The organism is Streptomyces sp. NPDC017056, from assembly GCF_044332485.1.
Lineage (GTDB): Bacteria > Actinomycetota > Actinomycetes > Streptomycetales > Streptomycetaceae > Streptomyces.
The window spans coordinates 78,530-97,878 of the sequence record NZ_JBIRPD010000006.1 but is presented as its reverse complement, the minus strand read 5'-3'; the positions used below and the strand labels follow the sequence as shown (position 1 = coordinate 97,878).

The window sequence follows — 19,349 nt, the reverse complement described above, 5'->3', positions numbered from 1 at the left end:
GCACCCCCGTTATGAGGAGAAGTGCGCCCGTCAGCCGCCCGAGCGCCGCTTCCGCAGCTCCCGTACGCCCGCGACCACCAGCACCGCACCGGTCGCGGCGGCCGACCACAGCAACTGCGGCCGGGCCCCGTCGTCGGTCAGCATCAGCACCAGCACCGCCGCCATGGCCGCCAGCGCGACCCAGGTCAGATAGGGGAACCCCCACATCCGCAGGGTCAGCTTCTCCGGCGCGGTGCGCTCGATCTGCCGCCGCAGCCGCAGCTGCGAGACCGCGATCAGGCCCCAGACGAACAGCAGCACCGCGCCGACCGCGTTGAGCATGTAGAGGAAAACCGTGTCCGGCCACAGCAGGTTGAGCAGCACCGACACGAAGCCGAAGGCCACCGAGGACAGCACGGCCCGGCGCGGCACCCCGCCGGCCGTCACCTTGAGCAGCGAGCGCGGCGCCTCGCCCCGCTCGGCCAGCGAGAAGACCATCCGCGACGAACCGTAGAGATTCGCGTTGAGCGCGGACAGCAGCGCCACGAAGACCACCACGTTCATGATCTGGCCAGCGCCCGGCACACCGATGCTGTCCAGCACCGCGACATACGGGCTCTTGCCCGGCTGCATCGACGACCAGGGCAGCAGGGTCACGATGACCAGCATCGAGCCGACGTAGAAGAAGAGGATGCGCCACACCGCGCTGCGCACCGCGCGCGCCACGTTGCGCGCCGGGTCGTCGGACTCGGCCGCGGCGATGGTGACGACCTCCAGGCCGCCGAAGGCGAAGGCGACGGCGAGGACACCGGAGACCACGCCCTGCCAGCCGTTGGGCAGGAAGCCGCCCTGCCCGGTGAGGTTCGCCAGCCCGACCGGGTCGGTGTCCGGCAGCACGCCGAAGATCGCGAGCAGGCTGAGCACCAGGAACAGCACGATCGCGGCGACCTTCAGCGTCGCGAACCAGAACTCGAACTCGCCGAAGCTCTTCACCGCGGCCAGGTTGGCCGTCGTGAAGACCAGCATGAAGATCAGCACCCAGCCCCACTGCGGGACCGCGGGCAGCCACCCGTTGGCGATCTGCGCCGCGCCGGTGGCCTCCACCGCCAGCACCACCACCAGCAGGAACCAGTACAGCCAGCCCACGCTGAAACCCGCCCAGCGGCCGAGCGCGCGCTCCGCGTGCACCGAGAAGGCGCCGGAAGCGGGCATCGCGGACGACATCTCGCCCAGCATCCGCATGATCAGCATGGCCAGCGCGCCCGCGATCAGATACGACAGCACGATGCCGGGACCGGCCACCGCGATGCCCGCGCCGGAGCCCACGAACAGGCCGGCGCCGATCACCCCGCCCAGGCCCAGCATGGTCAGGTGGCGCTGCTTGAGCCCGGCGGACAGCGGTTCTCGCCCGCCGGCGCCGTCGGCCGGCGGAGGCGTTCCGGTGGCGGTGGGTGCGTCGTGCATGGGCTCGTACTCTCACAAAGGTCTTTGGGGGGTCCCCACAGGGTCCCGCGTTGTCCCCCCAGTTTCCCCGCCCGCCGCGCGCTACCACAAAATGCGCGACCGTCCGGGGAACCCGCCGTGATGAGCATCACGTGACCTGCGAAGACCGCTGACGAGCCCGGACGTCTTGAGGGTCGGGACGTTGTTCGGAACCTTCCAAGGACACCATTGCGCCTTTGTCGCCGCCACACGATGATCGGCCCGGGGGCGCTGGACTAACGTCATCGCGTCCCTAGTCTGTCCCCGCCTCACCTCACACCAGCGGAGTTCCGATGAGCACTGCCGACGCAACCACCAGGCCGGGTACGGTCCTCGCCGATCTGCTGCCCGCGGCGGGCGCCACCCGCGCCCGTGTCCGCGACGCCGCGCTGGTCGCCGGCGGCGCCGCGCTCACCGGCATCGCCGCGCAGATCGCCGTCCCGGTTCCCGGCTCCCCGGTCCCGGTCACCGGCCAGACGTTCGCCGCGCTCCTCGTGGGCGCCTCGCTCGGCGCGGGCCGCGGCTTCCTGTCGCTGGCCCTGTACGCGCTGCTCGGCATGGCGGGCCTGCCGTGGTTCGCGAACGGCGCCTCCGGCGCGGGCGGCGCCACCTTCGGTTACGTCCTCGGCATGCTGCTCGCCGCGACCGTGGTGGGCGCGCTGGCCCGCCGCGGCGGCGACCGCGGCGCGCTGCGCACCGCCGGCACGATGGCGGCCGGCACCGCCCTGATCTACGCGGTCGGCGTGCCCGTCCTGGCCCTGAGCACCGGCATGTCCTTCGGCCAGGCGGTCGCGGCCGGCGTGGTCCCCTTCCTGATCGGCGACGCCCTCAAGGCCGCCCTGGCGATGGGCGCGCTGCCCACCGCCTGGAAGCTGCTCGGCCGCCGCGGCTGACCCCGCGCGCCCCGCACCGTACGGACCGGGCCCCGTACCACCACCTCGCGTGGCGGTACGGGGCCCGGCCGCGTTCCGTCCCCGTAAGGCCGGCTCTCACCTGTGCGTCGCCCTGCGGGTGGTGAACCACACTCCGGCACCGCCGAGGAGCAGCAGACCGGCGGCGGCGCCCGCCAGCGGCAGGACCGACGGCGCGCCGGTCTCGGGCAGCCGCTCCTCGGGCAGGGCGGATGCCGACTCCGAAGGGCCGGGCGAGGTGGACGACGCGCCGGCCGGCACGTTCACGGTGTTCAGCATCAGCGGGGTGTCGGGCGCGTCGGGCACCGGTTTGGTGGTGCCGAAATTGACCGGCCCCTGCTGCCACAACAGTGTTTCCGTGTTCCCCAGTGTCACCGGCAGGCAGATCTGTCCCTGCTTTTTCAGGTCGAAATGCGCGGTGACGTCGAACGTCTTGCTCTTTCCGCTCGCCAAGGAGCCGATGGCACAGGAATACGCGCTGTTCGCACCCTTCGGCAGCCGGGACTCGGGCACCTTCGTGCACCCCGCCACGTTCTTGACCGTCAGCCCCTGGAAACCGGCGACCGTCAGCCGGACGGCGCCGGTGTCGGTGGCCCCCTTGTTGGTGACCTTGGCGGTCAGCTTGGTCTCCCCGGTGCTGTTCTTGACGGAAATACGCTCCGGCAGCTCGGTGCCGACCCGGTAACCGGCCGGCGCGCTCGGGCCGGCCTTGCCGCCCGCGCTGCTGCCGGGCACCGGGTCGGCCGCGATAGCCGCCGCACCGGCCGGCAGCGTCAGCGCGGCCGCCGCGGCGGCCACGACGAACGCACGCTTTCCCTGTCGAGTTGTGTACATCCTTGAACCCCCCTTTTCCCCGTCCTCTGCCGAGGTATTTGATGGGTACCACAAGATTCCGCGGGTGCTGTGGGGGCTGGGCATGGTGGGGAATGCGAGCGAGGTGGGGCCCGGGCGTTTGGCAGCCGGCCGCTACCGCCTGCTGGAATTGATCGGACGCGGCGGAATGGGACGGGTTTGGCGCGCCCGCGACGAAATGCTCGACCGGTCGGTCGCCGTCAAGGAAATACGGATCGACGAACGCGCCGGCGAGGAGACCGTGGTGCAGCGCGAGCGCAGTCTGCGCGAGGCGCGCGCCACCGCCCGTATCGACCACCCGAACGTGGTGCGCATCCACGACGTGGCCGAGGAGGGGGACCGGCTGTGGATCGTGATGCAGCTGGTCGAGGCGCGGTCCCTGGAGCAGATCCTCGCCCAGGACGGCCCGCTGGACCCGGCCGCGGCGGCCCGGGTCGGCACCGGACTGGCCCGCGCCCTGCGCGAGGTGCACGCGGTGGGCGTACTGCACCGGGACATCAAGCCCGGCAACGTCCTGATCGGCGACCGGGGCGCGGTCGTGCTGACCGACTTCGGCATCGCGGCGATGCAGGACGCCACCGCGCTGACCATGGCCGGGATGCTCATCGGCTCCCCCGACTACATGGCGCCCGAGCGGGTGGCGGGCCAGGAGCAGGGGCCGCCCTCCGACCTGTGGTCGCTGGGCGCCACCCTGTGCGCCGCGGTGGCCGGGCAGTCGCCGTTCACCCGCGCCACGACGCTCGCCACCCTGCACGCGGTACTGCACGAGGAGCCCGTCATCCCGCCCGCCGCCGGGCCGCTGCGGGAGGTGCTGGTGGCGCTGCTGAACAAGGCGCCGGAGGCGCGCCCCTCGCTCGTGGACGTCGAGGAGCGGCTCGAACCGCTGGTGCGGCAGGCCGCGGCGGCGAAGGAGACGGAGGCGATGAGCACGACGGAGGTGGCGGACGTCCGTACGCCCACGGTGGCCGACCCGGTGCCGGGCCCGTTACCGGAACCGGTGGCCTCCGCCGAGGACCCCGAGGTCGGCACGGCCCCCGACCCCGCGCCTCCGTCGGCTCACCCGGCCCCGTCCGCCCGCCCCCGCCGCAAGCGTCCCGCGCTGCTCGCCGCCACCGGTGTCCTCGCGTCGGCCGTCGCGGTCGTGGTGATCCTCGTCGCGACGCGGGGCGAGGACCGCGGTACGGCCGGGGCGGGCGCGGGCTCCGGCAGCCCGTCCACCGCCGGCACCGGGACCAGCGCCCCGGCGGCCACGGGCGACGCCCGCCGTACCGAGAACGGCTTCAGCTGGGTGCCGCCCGCGGGCTGGAACCGTACCGAGGAGTCCAGCAGCCACGTCACGTACAGCACGAAGGACGGCTCCACCCTGATCTCGGCGCGGCAGGACCCGTCCTCCGGCGGCGACCTGCTGACCGTCTGGCAGCAGTACGAGGCGCAGCAGCACGACGTGCCGGGCTACCGCAGGATCCGGCTGGAGCGCACCACCTTCCAGGGGTACCCGGCCGTCGTCTGGGAGTTCGCCTACACCCGCGACGGCAAACCGGCGCACGGGCGGCAGCTCGGCTTCCGTACCGGGGGCCGGACCTACCAGCTCAACCTCTGGTACCTGGATTCCGCCGAGGCCGCCGCCGTGCGCGCCTACGAGCGGGTCAAGGAGTCCTTCCGCACGTCCGCCTGACCTTCGGGGCCGCCGTCCACGGCACCGGCGCCCGCGGCACGCCGCCGCCGGTCCAGCACCAGCCCGACGACCAGGACGACCGCGGCCGCGACCACCGACAGCACCATCTGCTTGCGCCCGTCGGGGTTGTAGAACATGTAGCCGACGACGAACAGGATCAGCGCGATTGTGGCGTACGTCAGGTACGGGTACAGCCACATCCGTACGGTCAGCCGCTCCGGCATGTCCCGCTCGATGACCTTGCGCATCCGCAGCTGGGAGAAGCAGATGACCAGCCAGACGAAGAGCGCCACCGCGCCGGAGGAGTTCAGCAGGAACTCGAAGACGGTGTCCTTCGAGGTGTAGCTGAAGATCGTCGCGACGAAGCCGAAGGCGACCGAGGCCCAGATGGCGGTCGCCGGGACGCCGCCCTTGTTCACCCGGGCGAAGGACTTCGGCGCGTCGCCGCGCTCACCGAGCGAGAACGCCATCCGGGAGGCCGTGTAGAGGCCGGAGTTCAGGCAGGACAGCACGGCGGTGAGCACCACGACGTCCATGACGGTGCCGGCGGCCGGGATGTCCAGCGACTTGAGCACGGCCACGTACGGGCTCTTGTCGAGCGCCGGGTCGTCCCACGGCAGCAGCGTCACGATCACCGCGATCGAGCCGAGGTAGAAGAGCGCGATCCGCCAGATGACGCTGTTGACGGCCTTGCGGACGGCCTGCACCGGGTTGGGCGACTCGCTGGCCGCCAGGGTGACGATCTCGCTGCCCATGAAGGAGAAGACCACCAGCAGCATGCCGGAGAGGATCGCGCCGGGGCCGTTCGGCAGGAACCCGCCGTGGCCGGTCAGGTTCGCCATGCCCACCGCGTGGTCGCCGGGCGGCAGACCGAAGATCGCCAGCGCGCCGATCACGATGAAGACCACGATCGCCACGACCTTGATCCCGGCGAACCAGAACTCGAACTCGCCGAAGGACCCGACGGAGATCAGGTTGGTGCCGGTCAGCACGATCATCACCAGCAGCGCCCACGCCCACTGCGGGACGGCGGGGACCCAGCCGGTGAGGATCGAGGCGGCGGCGGTCGCCTCGACGGCCAGCACGACCGACCAGAAGAACCAGTACAGCCAGCCGATGGTGAAGCCCGCCCAGCGGCCCAGCGCCCGGTCCGCGTACGCGGAGAACGAGCCGGAGGTGGGGGAGGCGGCGGCCATCTCGCCCAGCATCCGCATCACCAGGACGACCAGCAGGCCGGTCAGCGCGTACGAGATCAGGATGCCGGGGCCGGCGGCCGCGATGCCGGCGCCGGAGCCCACGAACAGGCCGGCGCCGATCACGCCGCCGATGGCGATCATCGACAGGTGGCGGTTCTTGAGACCTGCCTGAAGGCCGTCGGGAGACTGGCCTCCGCCGGGGCCGCCGCCGGGGTTCCCGGCTGCCTTGCCCGCGTTCATGGTCGGCGGATGCGCGCCCATGTGCACCGTCCTTCTGTGGTTCTCGGTGTCGAGTCCCCGCATTAGAACTGCGTTAACGGTCGTTTTGGAAGATCTGAATCCGGATCGTTGCGTGGATCTCATTTCCGCACGTCACCGCGTGTACACCGCACGTATGGCGGCAGGCGGGTCCGGCGACACCTACCCCGGGCCCGGCGGGGCACACTCACGTGCAACACTCAGGACATGCGCGTGTATCTCGGCTCCGACCATGCCGGTTTCGAACTGAAGAACCACCTCGTCGACTGGCTCAAGGCCCACGGCCACGAGCCCGTGGACTGCGGCCCGCACATCTACGACGCCGTGGACGACTACCCGCCGTTCTGCCTGCGCGCCGCCGAGCGGACCGCGGCCGACCCGGACAGCCTGGGCATCGTCATCGGCGGCTCGGGCAACGGCGAGCAGATCGCCGCCAACAAGGTCAAGGGCGTACGGGCGGTGCTGGCCTGGAGCGAGGAGACCGCCAAGCTGGGCCGCGAGCACAACAACGCCAACGTGATCTCGGTCGGCGGCCGGATGCACACCCAGGACGAGGCGACGAAGTTCGTCGAGGCGTTCCTGGCCACGCCGTACTCGAACGAGGAGCGGCACACCCGCCGCATCGAGATGCTCTCCCGCTACGAGACCACCGGCGAGCTGCCGGACATCCCGGCCCACCACCCGCAGCAGGGCTGAGCCCCACCCGCCGTCTCCCGCCCGCGCCGCCGCCGGCGCGGGCGGACGCCGTGCGGTCCCTTCCCACCCCGCCGAGGAGGCACCGACCCATGCCCGAGGGGCACACGATCCACCGCCTCGCGCTGGACCACCGTGCGCTCTTCGAGGGCGCGCCGGTCCGGGTGAGCAGCCCCCAGGGCAAGTTCTCCGACAGCGCGGCGCTCCTCGACGGCCAGGTCATGGCCACCGCCGAGGCGCACGGCAAGCACCTCTTCCTCGGCTTCGGGCCCGCCGGCTGGATCCACGTCCACCTCGGGCTCTTCGGCAAGCTGAACTTCGGCGACGCCCCGGCGCCGCCGCCCACCGACACCGTACGGCTGCGGCTGGCCGACGACACGGCCTACGCGGACCTGCGCGGGCCCACCACCTGCGCGCTGATCACCGACGCCGAGAAGCAGGCGATACACGACCGGCTCGGCCCCGACCCGCTGCGCGCCGAGGACGACGGCGAGCGGGCCTGGGTCCGGATCTCGCGCAGCCGTACGTCCGTCGCCGCGCTGCTGATGGACCAGAAGGTGATCGCGGGCGTCGGCAACGTCTACCGCGCCGAGGTCCTCTTCCGGCACGGCATCGACCCGTACCGCGCCGGCCGCGATCTGCGCCGGTCCGAATGGGACGCGATCTGGGCGGACCTGGTCGTCCTCATGCGCGAGGGCGTCCGGCACAACCGCATCGACACGGTCCGCGACGAACACCTCCCCGAGGCCATGGGCCGCCCGCCGCGCGTCGACGACCACGGCGGCGAGGTCTACGTCTACCGCCGCGCCCGCCAGGCGTGCCATATCTGCCGCTCCGAGATCCGCACCGCGAACCTCGCCAACCGCAACCTCTTCTGGTGCCCCACCTGCCAGCCGAAGTAGGTCCCGCGCCCCGGCCCGCCCTCAGAACCCATGCGGCAGCCAGGGCTTGAGCTGCGTCCCGAACGCCACCGACGCCTCCCGCAGCGCGCCGGGCCGCAGTTCGCGCACCCGCCCCGCACCGGCCAGCGCCGCCAGCGTGAAGCCGCCCAGGTAGACCGCGCCCAGCTCCCTGACGGACAGCGCCAGGTCGGCCGCGTCCGCGGTCCGCTCGCAGGAGGCGCCCTTCTCGTCGCCGGTGAGCCGCCACCGGCCCTCGTTCCAGGGGCAGAACGGGTCCGCCACGTCGAGGACCACGTCCAGCGGCGTCGCGTACGTCCGCGCCGCGAGCGCCTCGCCGACCTCCACCAGCCGCACGAACAGCGACTCGCGCACCGCGATCCGGCAGCGCCGCATGTCGTCGACCAGATGCAGCAGCGGATCGTCGGCGGGCCGGTTGTGCGCCGTCAGCTTCGACGTCAGGTCGATGCCGAACAGGTAGCGCCACAGCGCCGCGTAGACCACCGGGTCCAGCGCCTCGACGTCCCGCACGACCACGGTCCCGTCCGGGCCGCCCCCGTCATAGGCCGCCTTGACGGCGTAGCGCGCGTAGCCCCGCACCCGGCCGGCCACCTCGGCCAGCACGCACAGCAGCGGTCCCGCCCCGTCCCGGTCGGCCTCCGGGTCGAGCAGCGGCAGCCGCTCCCAGCCCGGCTGCCGGACGAGCATCCCGGGACGGCCGGTGACCAGCCGCTCGTACACCGTCTCGCAGTCCGCCAGCCCCTCCTCCGGACCGACCAGCCGCAGCCGTACGTCGTCGGCGCCGGCCGGCGCGGCGACGGACAGCCGCAGCGTGTCGACCGACAGGCTCACCGCCTCGGACGCGGCGCCGTACCCGAACCGCCCGTAGATCGCCGGTTCGGAGGCGGTCAGCACGGCCACCGGCTCGCGCCGGGCCCGCACGTCGGCGAGCTGGTGGCGCATCATGTCGCGCAGGATGCCGCGCCGCCGGTGCGTCGGCTGCACGCTGACCAGCGTCACGCCGGCCGCCGGGAGCACCGCCCCGCCGGGCACCACCAGCCGGAAGGAGTACGCGCCCGCCGTGCCGACGGTCTCGCCGCCGTCCCGCACGTCCATACAGCGCTCCGGCTCCCCGAGCCGCCGCCACAGGTCACGCTCGTCGGCCGCTTCCGGGGTGCCGCCGAACGCGCGCTCCAGCTTTCCGTACCAGTCGGCCCAGTCGTCCGGACACAGCTGCCGTAACTCTGTCGTCATGTGCCATGGGTAGCAGGACGCCTTCCGCCCGCGCGACCGCTTTTCGAACGCCGATTCCTGGCGATTGCGCCAGGCGGCGTGCCGCGAATCGACGCGCCGCCGAACGGGTGGATAAGGTCCCAGAACAATGGCGAGCAGCTCGGGAGCGGATTCCCTGACGGCCCGGTGGCGCAAGGCGATGCACCGGGCCCGCATCGGCGTGCGCAAGGCCGGGGTCGACTACTTCCGCGGCGACGGCTCCGACTGGATCGCCCTGGTGGCCCTCCTGATCGCCATTCCCGCCATCGCCTGCGGCACCATCTGGCGGCCCGACTGGATCGCGCCCACCGCCCTGGTCCTGCCGGTGATCGCCGGCGGACTGCTGCTGCGCCCGGCCAACCTGCTCGCCCTGTACGGCACCTCGGCCGCCGCCCTGATCGTCGAGGCGTCCCTGCTCGGCCCCTACGACCAGGGGCGCGACCGGATCACCCCCGGCACGGTCCTGGTGGTCGCCGCGGTCGGCCTGTCCGGGCTGCTGATCGCGCAGTTCCGCAGCCGGGTCGGCGTGCCGTGGCGGCGCGGCGGCACGATGCTCTTCGACCTGCGCGAACGTATCCGCGTCCAGAGCAAGCTGCCCAAACTGCCGGCCGGCTGGCACCGCGAGATGGCGCTGCGGCCGGCCGGCGGGCAGTCCTTCTCCGGCGACTTCGTCGTCGCCTCCCGCACGCACGACGGCAAGATCCTCGAAGTCGTGCTCACCGACGTGTCCGGCAAGGGCATGGACGCCGCCTCCCGCGCGCTGCTGCTGTCCGGCGCCTTCGGCGGCCTGCTCGGCTCGCTGCCGCCGCACGGCTTCCTGCCCGCCGCCAACGGCTACCTGCTGCGCCAGGACTGGGACGAGGGCTTCGCCACCTCCATCCACCTCGTCCTGGACCTGGAGTCCGGCGACTACGAACTGCTGTCCGCCGGGCATTTGCCCGCCCTCCAGCTCTCGGCCGGCACCGGCCGCTGGGAGGAGAAGGCGGCGGAGGGGCCGCTGCTCGGGGTGTACGACGGGGCGCAGTTCGACCCGGTCAAGGGGACGCTGCGCCCGGGAGACGTGCTGATGCTCTTCACGGACGGGCTGGTGGAGGCCGCCGACCGGGACATCGCGGAGGGCATCGACCGGCTGACCGGCGAGGCCGACCGCTATGTGGCCTGCGGCTTCGCCGGCGCCGCCTGGCATCTGATCGAAGCCGTGGCCAAGGATGTCAACGACGACCGCGCGCTGCTGCTGATCTGCCGCGACTGAACCGTACGGTGGGCCCGGCACCCGGACCCATCCACGGAGGACGCATGGCCGGCACTCTCACCTTCGTCTACGTCACCTACCTCGGAAGCACACCGGACAAGGTGTGGCACGCCCTCACCGACGCCGGGCTGACCGCCGCGTACTGGGGCCACAGCAACGTCTCCGACTGGCGGCCCGGCTCCCGCTGGGAGCACCGGCGCACCGACGGGTCGGGCATCGCCGACGTCGAGGGCGTGGTCGTGGAGAGCACGCCGCCCACGCGGCTGGTGACCACGTGGGCGGAGCCAGGCAAGGCGACGGTCGACGACGGCGTCTCCACGGTGAGCTTCGGAATCGAGCCGTACGAGGAGATCGTCCGGCTCACCCTGACGCACGAGGGCCTGGCCGACGAGGCGGAGCGGGCGGCGGCGGCCCAGGGCTGGTCGGCGGTGCTCGCCAACCTCAAGACGCTGCTGGAGACCGGCCGCCCGCTGCCGCGCGAGCCCTGGACGATGCCGTGAGGCTCACCCCCGCCCGGCGGCCGAGGGCGCGGGTTCGGCGCCGCCGACCGGGGCGTCCGGCTCCCGGCCGCCCGGCAGGACCCGCGCCAGCCACGCGGCGCGCCCGGCGGCCAGCGGGCCCAGTACGGCCAGGATCAGCACGTATCCGGCGATGAACGGCGCCAGCCGCTCGTCCAGCCCGGCGCCCGCCGCCATCGTCGCCAGGATCAGGGCGAACTCGCCGCGCGCGAGCAGCGCGGTGGCGATGTTCGCGGCCGGGCGCGGCCCGAACCCGTAGATGCGGGCGGCGACCAGCCCCGCGACCACGTTCATCAGCAGGGTGAGGACGACCGCGATCAGCACCGGCCACACCACCGACGGCAGGTCGCCGGGGTCGATGGACAGGCCGAAGGCGAAGAAGAAGATCGCGCCGAAGGCGTCCCGCAGCGGGTGCACCAGCTCCATGATCCGCTTGCCGGAGCTGGTGCTGCCGAGCATCAGGCCGACCATGAAGGCGCCGATCGCGTCCGCGACGCCGAACCACTCCGAGACGCCCGCCACGAAGACGGCGGCACCGAGGAAGGAGATGACCAGCAGCTCGTTGTCCCTGGTGGCGATCAGTTTGCCGATCACCTGCGTGCCCCAGCGGGCGACCACGGCGAGCAGCAGCAGGAAGCCGAACGCCTTGCCGGCGTCGAGCGCGGCCGAGGCCAACGAGTCGGCGCCGGAGATCACCGGCTGGAGGGCGGCCAGGTAGAGCGCGAGGAAGATGTCCTCGACCACGATGATGCCGAGGATCGGCTTGGTCTCGGGGTTGCCCAGGCGGCCGGTGTCCATGAGGACCTTGGTGACGATCGCCGACGAGGAGATGCCGAGCACTCCGGCCAGGACCAGCGCCTCGGAGGTGCCCCAGCCGACCAGGAAGCCGAAGACCAGGCCGGCGCCGACGTTCAGCGCCAGGTAGGCGGCCCCGGCGACGGCCATCTTCCGGCCGCCCTCTTTGAGGTCGTCCATGTGGAATTCGAGGCCGAGGTAGAAGAGCAGCAGGACCAGGCCGAGCAGGGAGAGCATCTCCAGCTCGTGCGGGTCGTCGACCAGCGCGATGCCGGGGGTGTGCGGGCCGAGCAGTATGCCGGCCAGGATGAACAGGGGGATCGTGGGGAGCCCGATGCGGCTGCCCAGGCGGGCGAGGACGGCGGCGGCCAGGAAGGCTCCGCCCATCGCGAGGAGGGTTTCTGCGTGTCCGATGGCTCCTCCAGAGGTTCGGCCGGACGGTGTTCGGTCAAGGGGGAGTCAAGAAAGCGTTAATGGTTAGTTTACCAAACGACTTTTCGGGCTTCTTCACCCGTCCGGACCGCCGGCTCCACCCGCTCTCCGACCGCCCCCTCTCCGACCCGTCGCCGGGCCCATCCCGGGCCCCCGACGAGAGCCCTGCCAGGGGTTTTCCCCGCCACCCGGCACTGGCGGCCGCCGCGGCGCAGGTTCACCCCAGCTCCGTACGGCCAGACGGGCGACCGGACCGCCCACGGAGCTTCGGCGCGACCGCCGCCGTCAGGGTCGGCCGCCACGCGAGCAGCGCGGCCGGAAACCGGCAAAACCGCTAGGGAAATAACCAGATATGGCGATGGGCGCCGGCGAGTGGAAGGCGCGGACCGTCAGGTAGAGCGCCGCCGCGTCGGGACGCCCGGCGCCCCGCGCCCCGGCTTCGGCTCCGGAATGCCCGCCACGGGTACGAAAGGAATGGGGAATGCGCCGGGAATTCCTGTCCCGGGGCACTCCGCGGGAGATCCCGTAAAGGTCCGGGCGTTTCCCGGGAAGTCGGTTCACGCCCGGTCCGGCATGCGGCATCCGCCTGTGGAAGGCGGGTGCCCGGCGGCGGTCGCGGCGGCGATGTCCGCTTCACGGACGGTTTGTCCCTCGACCGGCGCGACGGGCGGCTGCGGCCGCGCCAGCTGAATTCACGAGTGCACAGAGAGCTGTTATCGGAAGCGACGCCTTCCGGCCACGCACTGCGGCGAGTTCAGGCCGCTGCGGGAAACTCGCCCGGGGCCGAATTCCGGCGCCCTGGACCGGAGTCAGGCCGACGTCCGGACCCCGGCCGTCCGGCCTCCGGGCAAAGGCTTGGCCGATGATTCGCCACCCGCCTCCACTGGGCAAGGAGTTGGTGGCACGATGGTGCCGAGCGGGGGTGTGCGCGGCTGCACACTTCCGGGGCCGGCCAGGCGTTCCGACCGAGGGTGTGATCAGTTGTGGCTCTTTCCCTGTCCGTCGTGCTGCTGTTGGGGATCATCCTGATCGTGTTGATACGCGGCAAGTCGCTCAAGGCGGGGCCGGCGCTCGTCGCCATCCTCTTCGGCTTCTTCCTCGCGTCCACGGGCATCGCCCCGTCCATCAACAAGTTCCTGAACTCGGTGGCCCAGACGATCAACAACATCAGCTTCTAGCGCATCCGGGCCCCTACCGCGCCCGCAGGGGCCCGGCCGGCACGTCAGCGGTCGTCGCGTCCGCTCCGCGCGACCGCCTCCCTTACGGCATCCTCGCTGCGCCCCACCAGCGCGGTGCCGTCGTCCGCCGTGATGATCGGCCGCTGGATCAGCCGCGGCCGCGCGGCCAGCGCCTCGATCCACCGGTCGCGCGTGGCGTCCGTGCGCTCCCACCCGGCGAGCCCCAGCTCCTCGGCCTCGGCTTCCTGCGTACGTGTGATGTCCCACGGCTCCAGCCCCAGCCGGGCCAGCACCTCCCGCAACTCCGCCGCGGTGGGCGGCTGTTCGAGGTAGCGGCGCACGGTGTAGTGCGCCCCCTCCGCATCGAGCAGGTCCACGGCGGAACGGCACTTGGAACACGCGGGATTGAGCCAGATCTCCATGCCGACACCTTAGTGAGGTGCGCGGGGGAGTGGCCGGAGTTGGTCAGGTGATGACAAGAACCGGCGGTCCGGAGCCGTGGCGGACGGGACGCGGCCCGCGCTTACCGCTTCAGCGCTCGGTACCGCTTCAGCAGTGCCGTGAGCTTCGCGGGCTCGGCTCCGCCGTTCAGTTCCCCGACGAGGTCGTCGGGGAACAGCTCGTAGAGGTCGCCCCACCAGCGCCGCCCCCGGTTGTCCCAGATCCGGTAGCCGCCGGGCACGCCACGGGCGACGTACCGCCTCCTGGCCATCGGCCGCCCCCGCCCGTCCCGGAAAACACTCAGAGCCAGGCCGAGGAACGCCTCTGGCCTGGCTCTGAACCAGCTGGAGCGGGCGACGGGAATCGAACCCGCGTAGCCAGTTTGGAAGACTGGGGCTCTACCATTGAGCTACGCCCGCGTGCGCCGCCGGTCGGGTGACCGCGGCACGCTGTGCATCGTAGCGGGTCGCCGGGGTCCGCCGCACACCCCGCCCCGATCTTCGGCCGCCGCGCCCCGCGCCGGGAGACCGCCCTGTGGATATCGGGCAGCCGTTCCGTCCGCGGCCATGTACCCTACGTGTCGCACCGACGGGGTGTGGCGCAGCTTGGTAGCGCGTCCGCTTTGGGAGCGGAAGGTCGTCGGTTCGAATCCGGCCACCCCGACCAGTCATGTTCTTCCCGGTCAGCCGTACGGCGCCCGGCCCGTTCGCGCGGCCGCCCGCCCGGCGTTCCCGGGGTTCTCGCAGGGCGCCCGAGGGTCGCGCGCAGCTGTCGCCGGCCGGGTCCGTAAAGAGCCGATCAAGATCACATTGCGGCTGCCAACCCGCTTGCGGTTACTATGCAAGCTGCGTGCCCGTGTGTCTTTCTCCCGGGCGCGGTCCGCAGGGCGCCTGGGCTCCAGGCGCCGGCAGATCTCAAGCAGAACCCCAGAAGTCAGCCCCAAGGAGACCGAACCGTGAAGAGCGCCGTGGAGACCCTGAACCCGACCCGGGTTCGGCTCACTGTCGAGGTGCCCTTCGAGGAGCTCAAGCCCAGCCTCGACGCGGCGTACAAGAAGATCAACCAGCAGGTCACGGTGAAGGGCTTCCGCCAGGGCAAGATCCCGGCCCGAGTCATCGACCAGCGGTTCGGTCGCGGCGCCGTGCTCGAGGAGGCCGTCAACGACGCGCTCCCGAAGTTCTACACCGAGGCGGTCAACGAGGGTGAGCTGAACGTCCTCGGCCAGCCCGAGGTCGACATCACCGAGCTGAAGGACGGCGAGCTGCTGGCCTTCACCGCCGAGGTCGACATCCGCCCGGCCCTGGAGATCCCGGACTACTCCGGCATCGAGGTCGAGGTCGACGCCATCGAGGTGTCGGACGAGGACATCGACAAGTCCGTCGAGCAGCTGCGCGAGCGCTTCGCCTCGACCTCCCCGGTCGAGCGCGCCGCCGAGGACGGCGACGTGCTCACCGTCGACCTGGAGGCCAAGGTCGACGGCGAGGTGCTGGAGGACGGCGTCGCCCAGGGCGTCAGCTACACCGTCGGCTCCGGCGAGCTGCTGGACGGCATCGACGAGGCCGTCAAGGGCCTCAAGGCCGGCGAGTCCGGCACCTTCACCTCCGAGCTCAAGGGCGGCTCGGCCGCCGGCAAGGAGGCCGAGGTCAAGGTCGACGTCACCGCCGTGGCCGCCCGTGAGCTGCCCGCGCTGGACGACGACTTCGCGCAGCTGGCGAGCGAGTTCGACACGCTGGAGGAGCTGCGTGCCGACAGCGCCAAGCGCCTCGGCCAGATGAAGAAGTACGACCAGGCCACCCAGGCGCAGGAGAAGGTCCTCGACGAGCTGCTCAAGCTGGTCGAGGTCCCGATGCCGGAGAAGCTGCTCGCGGACGAGATCGAGACCCGCAAGCACAACCTGGTCAACCACCAGCTCGCCCAGATGGGCCTGGACCTCGCGAAGTACCTGGAGATCCAGGGCAAGACCGAGGAAGAGTTCGACGCCGAGACCAAGGAGCAGGCGGAGAAGGGCATCAAGACCCAGTTCGTCCTGGACGAGCTGGTCAACAAGGAGAAGCTGAACGTCAGCCAGGAGGAGCTCACCGAGCACCTCATGCGCCGCGCGCAGTCCTCCGGCATGTCCCCCGACCAGTTCGCGCAGGCCGTCGTCGAGGGCGGCCAGGTGCCGATGCTCGTCGGCGAGGTCGCCCGCGGCAAGGCCCTCGCGGTCGTCGTCGAGGCCGCCACGGTCAAGGACACCAACGGCGAGGTCGTGGACCTGGACGACGAGGACGAGACGGCCGAGACCGTCGAGGCTTCCGAGGCCGAGGGCACCGACGCCGAGAAGGCGGAGAAGTCCGAGAAGTCCGAGGGCTGATCCCCGGCCGCTCCGGCGGCCCCGGCGGCTCCGGCCGCCACGCAGTACCAGCAGTACGTACGGGTCCGAACGCGCACGCCCGCGTGTTCGGACCCGTACGTCATCCGGGCCCGCGGGCGCCGCGTGAGCCTGCGCTCACAGCGAACAGTTGACAATGCGGGATGGCGCCCGCCGACCAGCGCGTTAGGGTCCGTAGATACGAGGGCAGGGGAGTAGCCGAAACCGCGCCGGCGGACACCGCGGCGCCCTCCCCACGCCCCAGAAGACGACGCTGAGACGGCCCCGGGCCGTCCGACAACGAGCAGGTGGACACGTGACGATCCCGATGCCTTCCGCCGCCGCTGAGCCGACCTTCGGTGGCCTCGGCGACCAGGTCTACAACCGGCTGCTCGGCGAGCGGATCATCTTCCTCGGCCAGCCGGTCGACGACGACATCGCCAACAAGATCACCGCGCAGCTGCTGCTCCTCGCCGCTGACCCGGACAAGGACATCTTCCTTTACATCAACAGCCCGGGCGGCTCGATCTCGGCCGGCATGGCGATCTACGACACCATGCAGTACATCAAGAACGACGTGGTCACCATCGCCATGGGCCTCGCCGCTTCGATGGGCCAGTTCCTGCTGAGCGCCGGCACCCCGGGCAAGCGCTTCGCGCTGCCGAACGCCGAGATCCTCATCCACCAGCCCTCCGCGGGCCTGGCGGGCTCCGCGTCGGACATCAAGATCCACGCCGAGCGGCTGCTGCACACCAAGAAGCGCATGGCCGAGCTGACCGCGCGGCACACCGGTCAGACCGTCGAGCAGATCACCCGCGACTCCGACCGGGACCGCTGGTTCGACCCCCAGGAGGCCAAGGAGTACGGCCTCATCGACGACGTCATGACCACCGCCGCTGGCGTTCCGGGCGGGGGCGGCACCGGGGCCTGAGCCCCGGACCACTCGCCAGGCAGCCGACTCCAGCCCCTTTGACCGCCACCAGGACGGTGAACCTCCAGATGAACAACTTCCCCGGCCGCAGCCTCTACGAGCGCCACGACGCCGCGCAGGCCGAGTTCCAGGGCCAGCCCGCGGAGTCCCGCTACATCGTGCCGCGCTTCGTCGAGCGCACCTCGCAGGGCGTGCGCGAGTACGACCCGTACGCGAAGCTCTTCGAAGAGCGCGTGATCTTCCTCGGCGTGCAGATCGACGACGCGTCGGCCAACGACGTCATGGCGCAGCTGCTGTGCCTGGAGTCGATGGACCCCGACCGGGACATCTCGATCTACATCAACTCGCCCGGCGGCTCCTTCACGGCGCTGACCGCGATCTACGACACGATGCAGTTCGTCAAGCCCGACATCCAGACGGTCTGCATGGGCCAGGCGGCCTCCGCCGCGGCCGTGCTGCTCGCCGCCGGCACCCCCGGCAAGCGGATGGCGCTGCCCAACGCGCGCGTGCTGATCCACCAGCCGTACAGCGAGACCGGGCGTGGCCAGGTGTCCGACCTGGAGATCGCCGCCAACGAGATCCTGCGGATGCGTACGCAGCTGGAGGAGATGCTGGCCAAGCACTCCACCACGCCGATCGAGAAGATCCGGGACGACATCGAGCGCGACAAGATCCTGACCGCCGAGGAGTCCCTGGCGTACGGTCTGGTCGACCAGATCGTCTCGACCCGCAAGACGGCCGCCTCGGTCTGACCGCGACCCGTCGCGAAGTGAGCCGGTGACACGCCCCCTTGGACCGGGTTGACCGAGTCGGTCCAAGGGGGGCCCGTACGGGGGGCCCGGCAAGGTACCGTCGATAGGCAAGCACCCGGGTCCGCGGAGCAATGCGGATCCCAGGCGAAGGGGAAGCACCTCGTGGCACGCATCGGTGACGGCGGCGACCTGCTCAAGTGCTCGTTCTGCGGGAAGAGTCAGAAGCAGGTGAAGAAGCTCATCGCGGGGCCTGGTGTGTACATCTGCGACGAGTGCATCGACCTCTGCAACGAGATCATCGAGGAGGAGCTCGCCGAGACCTCCGAGGTCCGCTGGGAGGAACTGCCCAAGCCCCGGGAGATCTACGAGTTCCTGGAGAGCTACGTCGTAGGCCAGGAGCCCGCCAAGAAGGCGCTCTCGGTCGCCGTCTACAACCACTACAAGCGGGTCCAGGCGGGTGAGAACGGTGGCGCGCGCGGCGGCGACGACGGCATCGAGCTCGGCAAGTCCAACATCCTGCTGCTCGGCCCCACCGGCTCCGGCAAGACCCTGCTCGCGCAGACGCTCGCCCGGATGCTCAACGTCCCGTTCGCCTTCGCCGACGCGACGGCGCTGACGGAGGCTGGCTATGTCGGCGAGGACGTCGAGAACATCCTCCTCAAGCTGATCCAGGCCGCGGACTTCGACATCAAGAAGGCCGAGACCGGCATCATCTACATCGACGAGATCGACAAGGTCGCCCGGAAGAGCGAAAACCCGTCGATCACCCGTGACGTCTCCGGCGAGGGCGTCCAGCAGGCCCTGTTGAAGATCCTGGAGGGCACCACCGCCTCGGTGCCCCCGCAGGGCGGACGCAAGCACCCGCACCAGGAGTTCATTCAGATCGACACGACGAACGTGCTGTTCATCGTGGGCGGCGCGTTCGCGGGCCTGGAGAAGATCATCGAGGCCCGGTCCGGCGCCAAGGGCATCGGCTTCGGCGCCAACATCCGCTCCAAGCGGGAGATCGAGGCCAAGGACCAGCTCCAGGACGTCATGCCGGAGGACCTGGTGAAGTTCGGGATGATCCCGGAGTTCATCGGCCGGCTGCCCGTGCTGACCTCGGTGCACAACCTGGACCGCGAGGCGCTCCTCCAGATCCTGCTGGAGCCGCGCAACGCGCTGGTCAAGCAGTACCAGCGCCTGTTCGAACTGGACGGCGTGGAGCTGGACTTCGACCGCCCGGCGCTGGAGGCCATCGCCGACCAGGCCATCCTGCGCGGCACCGGCGCGCGCGGCCTGCGCGCCATCATGGAAGAGGTCCTCCAGTCGGTGATGTACGAGGTCCCGTCGCGCAAGGACGTGGCGCGGGTCGTCATCACCGAAGAGGTCGTGCACTCGAACGTGAACCCGACGCTGGTGCCGCGCAACCGCGGCGGCGAGTCGGGCGAGCACCACGAGAAGAGCGCGTAGCACCGTCCGTTCCCCCCGCACGGACGGCTGA

General features: G+C 71.2%; 18 protein-coding genes and 2 tRNA genes. 12 read left to right on the top strand and 8 right to left on the bottom strand.

What is annotated here, in order from left to right; all coding sequences use genetic code 11:
- Positions 1 to 30: 30 nt before the first annotated feature.
- Positions 31 to 1,443, bottom strand: a complete 1,413-nt coding sequence (locus ACH4OW_RS13005; RefSeq protein WP_398027321.1) for an amino acid permease — start codon at positions 1,441 to 1,443, stop codon at positions 31 to 33.
- 311 nt (positions 1,444 to 1,754) lie between these two features.
- Between ACH4OW_RS13005 and ACH4OW_RS13000 the strand changes: the two genes are divergently transcribed.
- Positions 1,755 to 2,354 (top strand): biotin transporter BioY, encoded by a 600-nt coding sequence (locus tag ACH4OW_RS13000; RefSeq protein ID WP_398027319.1) that lies wholly within the window; start codon positions 1,755 to 1,757, stop codon positions 2,352 to 2,354.
- 96 nt (positions 2,355 to 2,450) lie between these two features.
- On the opposite strand, the gene ACH4OW_RS12995 is transcribed toward ACH4OW_RS13000, so the two are convergent.
- The gene (locus ACH4OW_RS12995) at positions 2,451 to 3,206 is read right to left on the bottom strand and encodes a hypothetical protein (protein ID WP_398027317.1); all 756 of its coding nucleotides are present in this window, start codon (positions 3,204 to 3,206) and stop codon (positions 2,451 to 2,453) included.
- A 64-nt stretch (positions 3,207 to 3,270) separates the two neighbouring features.
- Between ACH4OW_RS12995 and ACH4OW_RS12990 the strand changes: the two genes are divergently transcribed.
- The gene (locus ACH4OW_RS12990; RefSeq protein WP_398027315.1) at positions 3,271 to 4,899 is read left to right on the top strand and encodes a protein kinase; all 1,629 of its coding nucleotides are present in this window, start codon (positions 3,271 to 3,273) and stop codon (positions 4,897 to 4,899) included.
- On the opposite strand, the gene ACH4OW_RS12985 is transcribed toward ACH4OW_RS12990, so the two are convergent.
- Positions 4,860 to 6,356, bottom strand: coding sequence for an amino acid permease (locus tag ACH4OW_RS12985; RefSeq protein ID WP_398027313.1), 1,497 nt, complete (start codon positions 6,354 to 6,356; stop codon positions 4,860 to 4,862). The two genes, ACH4OW_RS12990 and ACH4OW_RS12985, sit on opposite strands and share 40 nt — an antisense overlap.
- 204 nt (positions 6,357 to 6,560) lie before the next feature.
- Between ACH4OW_RS12985 and ACH4OW_RS12980 the strand changes: the two genes are divergently transcribed.
- Both ACH4OW_RS12980 and ACH4OW_RS12975 read left to right on the top strand, forming a co-directional pair.
- Positions 6,561 to 7,049, top strand: a complete 489-nt coding sequence (locus ACH4OW_RS12980; protein WP_360122559.1) for a ribose-5-phosphate isomerase — start codon at positions 6,561 to 6,563, stop codon at positions 7,047 to 7,049.
- Positions 7,050 to 7,138: 89 nt separating this feature from the next.
- Positions 7,139 to 7,948 carry an Fpg/Nei family DNA glycosylase gene (locus ACH4OW_RS12975; protein ID WP_398027311.1) on the top strand — a complete coding sequence of 270 codons (810 nt, stop codon included), beginning with the start codon at positions 7,139 to 7,141 and terminating at the stop codon, positions 7,946 to 7,948.
- Between the two features lie 21 nt (positions 7,949 to 7,969).
- Here ACH4OW_RS12975 and ACH4OW_RS12970 read toward each other — a convergent pair whose 3' ends face one another.
- Positions 7,970 to 9,199 carry a GNAT family N-acetyltransferase gene (locus ACH4OW_RS12970; protein ID WP_398027309.1) on the bottom strand — a complete coding sequence of 410 codons (1,230 nt, stop codon included), beginning with the start codon at positions 9,197 to 9,199 and terminating at the stop codon, positions 7,970 to 7,972.
- A 127-nt stretch (positions 9,200 to 9,326) separates the two neighbouring features.
- Between ACH4OW_RS12970 and ACH4OW_RS12965 the strand changes: the two genes are divergently transcribed.
- The gene (locus tag ACH4OW_RS12965; protein ID WP_398027307.1) at positions 9,327 to 10,469 is read left to right on the top strand and encodes a PP2C family protein-serine/threonine phosphatase; all 1,143 of its coding nucleotides are present in this window, start codon (positions 9,327 to 9,329) and stop codon (positions 10,467 to 10,469) included.
- Between the two features lie 44 nt (positions 10,470 to 10,513).
- A complete protein-coding gene (locus tag ACH4OW_RS12960; protein ID WP_398027305.1) occupies positions 10,514 to 10,969 on the top strand; it encodes an SRPBCC family protein in 456 nt (151 codons plus the stop codon).
- A 3-nt stretch (positions 10,970 to 10,972) separates the two neighbouring features.
- On the opposite strand, the gene ACH4OW_RS12955 is transcribed toward ACH4OW_RS12960, so the two are convergent.
- On the bottom strand, positions 10,973 to 12,169 hold the full coding sequence (locus ACH4OW_RS12955; protein ID WP_360122546.1) for a cation:proton antiporter: 1,197 nt from the start codon (positions 12,167 to 12,169) through the stop codon (positions 10,973 to 10,975).
- 1,028 nt (positions 12,170 to 13,197) lie between these two features.
- Between ACH4OW_RS12955 and ACH4OW_RS12950 the strand changes: the two genes are divergently transcribed.
- Positions 13,198 to 13,392: a hypothetical protein gene (locus ACH4OW_RS12950; RefSeq protein ID WP_360122543.1), complete on the top strand. Its 195-nt coding sequence runs from the start codon at positions 13,198 to 13,200 to the stop codon at positions 13,390 to 13,392.
- A 44-nt stretch (positions 13,393 to 13,436) separates the two neighbouring features.
- Here the strand turns inward: ACH4OW_RS12950 and ACH4OW_RS12945 are convergent, their stop codons facing one another.
- The 3 genes from ACH4OW_RS12945 to ACH4OW_RS12935 all read right to left on the bottom strand — a co-directional run bounded on the left by ACH4OW_RS12945 (position 13,437) and on the right by ACH4OW_RS12935 (position 14,252).
- Positions 13,437 to 13,814: an arsenate reductase family protein gene (locus ACH4OW_RS12945; RefSeq protein ID WP_360122540.1), complete on the bottom strand. Its 378-nt coding sequence runs from the start codon at positions 13,812 to 13,814 to the stop codon at positions 13,437 to 13,439.
- Positions 13,815 to 13,915: 101 nt separating this feature from the next.
- Entirely contained in the window at positions 13,916 to 14,104 is a 189-nt protein-coding gene (locus ACH4OW_RS12940; RefSeq protein ID WP_360122537.1) for a hypothetical protein, read from the bottom strand.
- Between the two features lie 74 nt (positions 14,105 to 14,178).
- Positions 14,179 to 14,252: transfer RNA gene (locus ACH4OW_RS12935), tRNA-Gly, on the bottom strand.
- Between the two features lie 170 nt (positions 14,253 to 14,422).
- Between ACH4OW_RS12935 and ACH4OW_RS12930 the strand changes: the two genes are divergently transcribed.
- The 5 genes from ACH4OW_RS12930 (at position 14,423) to clpX (ending at position 19,318) form a co-directional block, all read left to right on the top strand.
- A tRNA-Pro gene (locus tag ACH4OW_RS12930) sits at positions 14,423 to 14,499 on the top strand.
- A 289-nt stretch (positions 14,500 to 14,788) separates the two neighbouring features.
- Positions 14,789 to 16,186 carry a trigger factor gene (tig, locus tag ACH4OW_RS12925; RefSeq protein ID WP_360122534.1) on the top strand — a complete coding sequence of 466 codons (1,398 nt, stop codon included), beginning with the start codon at positions 14,789 to 14,791 and terminating at the stop codon, positions 16,184 to 16,186.
- Between the two features lie 325 nt (positions 16,187 to 16,511).
- Positions 16,512 to 17,114 carry an ATP-dependent Clp protease proteolytic subunit gene (locus ACH4OW_RS12920; protein WP_030179729.1) on the top strand — a complete coding sequence of 201 codons (603 nt, stop codon included), beginning with the start codon at positions 16,512 to 16,514 and terminating at the stop codon, positions 17,112 to 17,114.
- Positions 17,115 to 17,182: 68 nt separating this feature from the next.
- On the top strand, positions 17,183 to 17,866 hold the full coding sequence (locus ACH4OW_RS12915) for an ATP-dependent Clp protease proteolytic subunit (protein ID WP_360123273.1): 684 nt from the start codon (positions 17,183 to 17,185) through the stop codon (positions 17,864 to 17,866).
- Between the two features lie 162 nt (positions 17,867 to 18,028).
- Positions 18,029 to 19,318 carry an ATP-dependent Clp protease ATP-binding subunit ClpX gene (gene clpX / locus ACH4OW_RS12910; protein ID WP_360122531.1) on the top strand — a complete coding sequence of 430 codons (1,290 nt, stop codon included), beginning with the start codon at positions 18,029 to 18,031 and terminating at the stop codon, positions 19,316 to 19,318.
- The last annotated feature ends 31 nt before the right edge of the window (positions 19,319 to 19,349 follow it).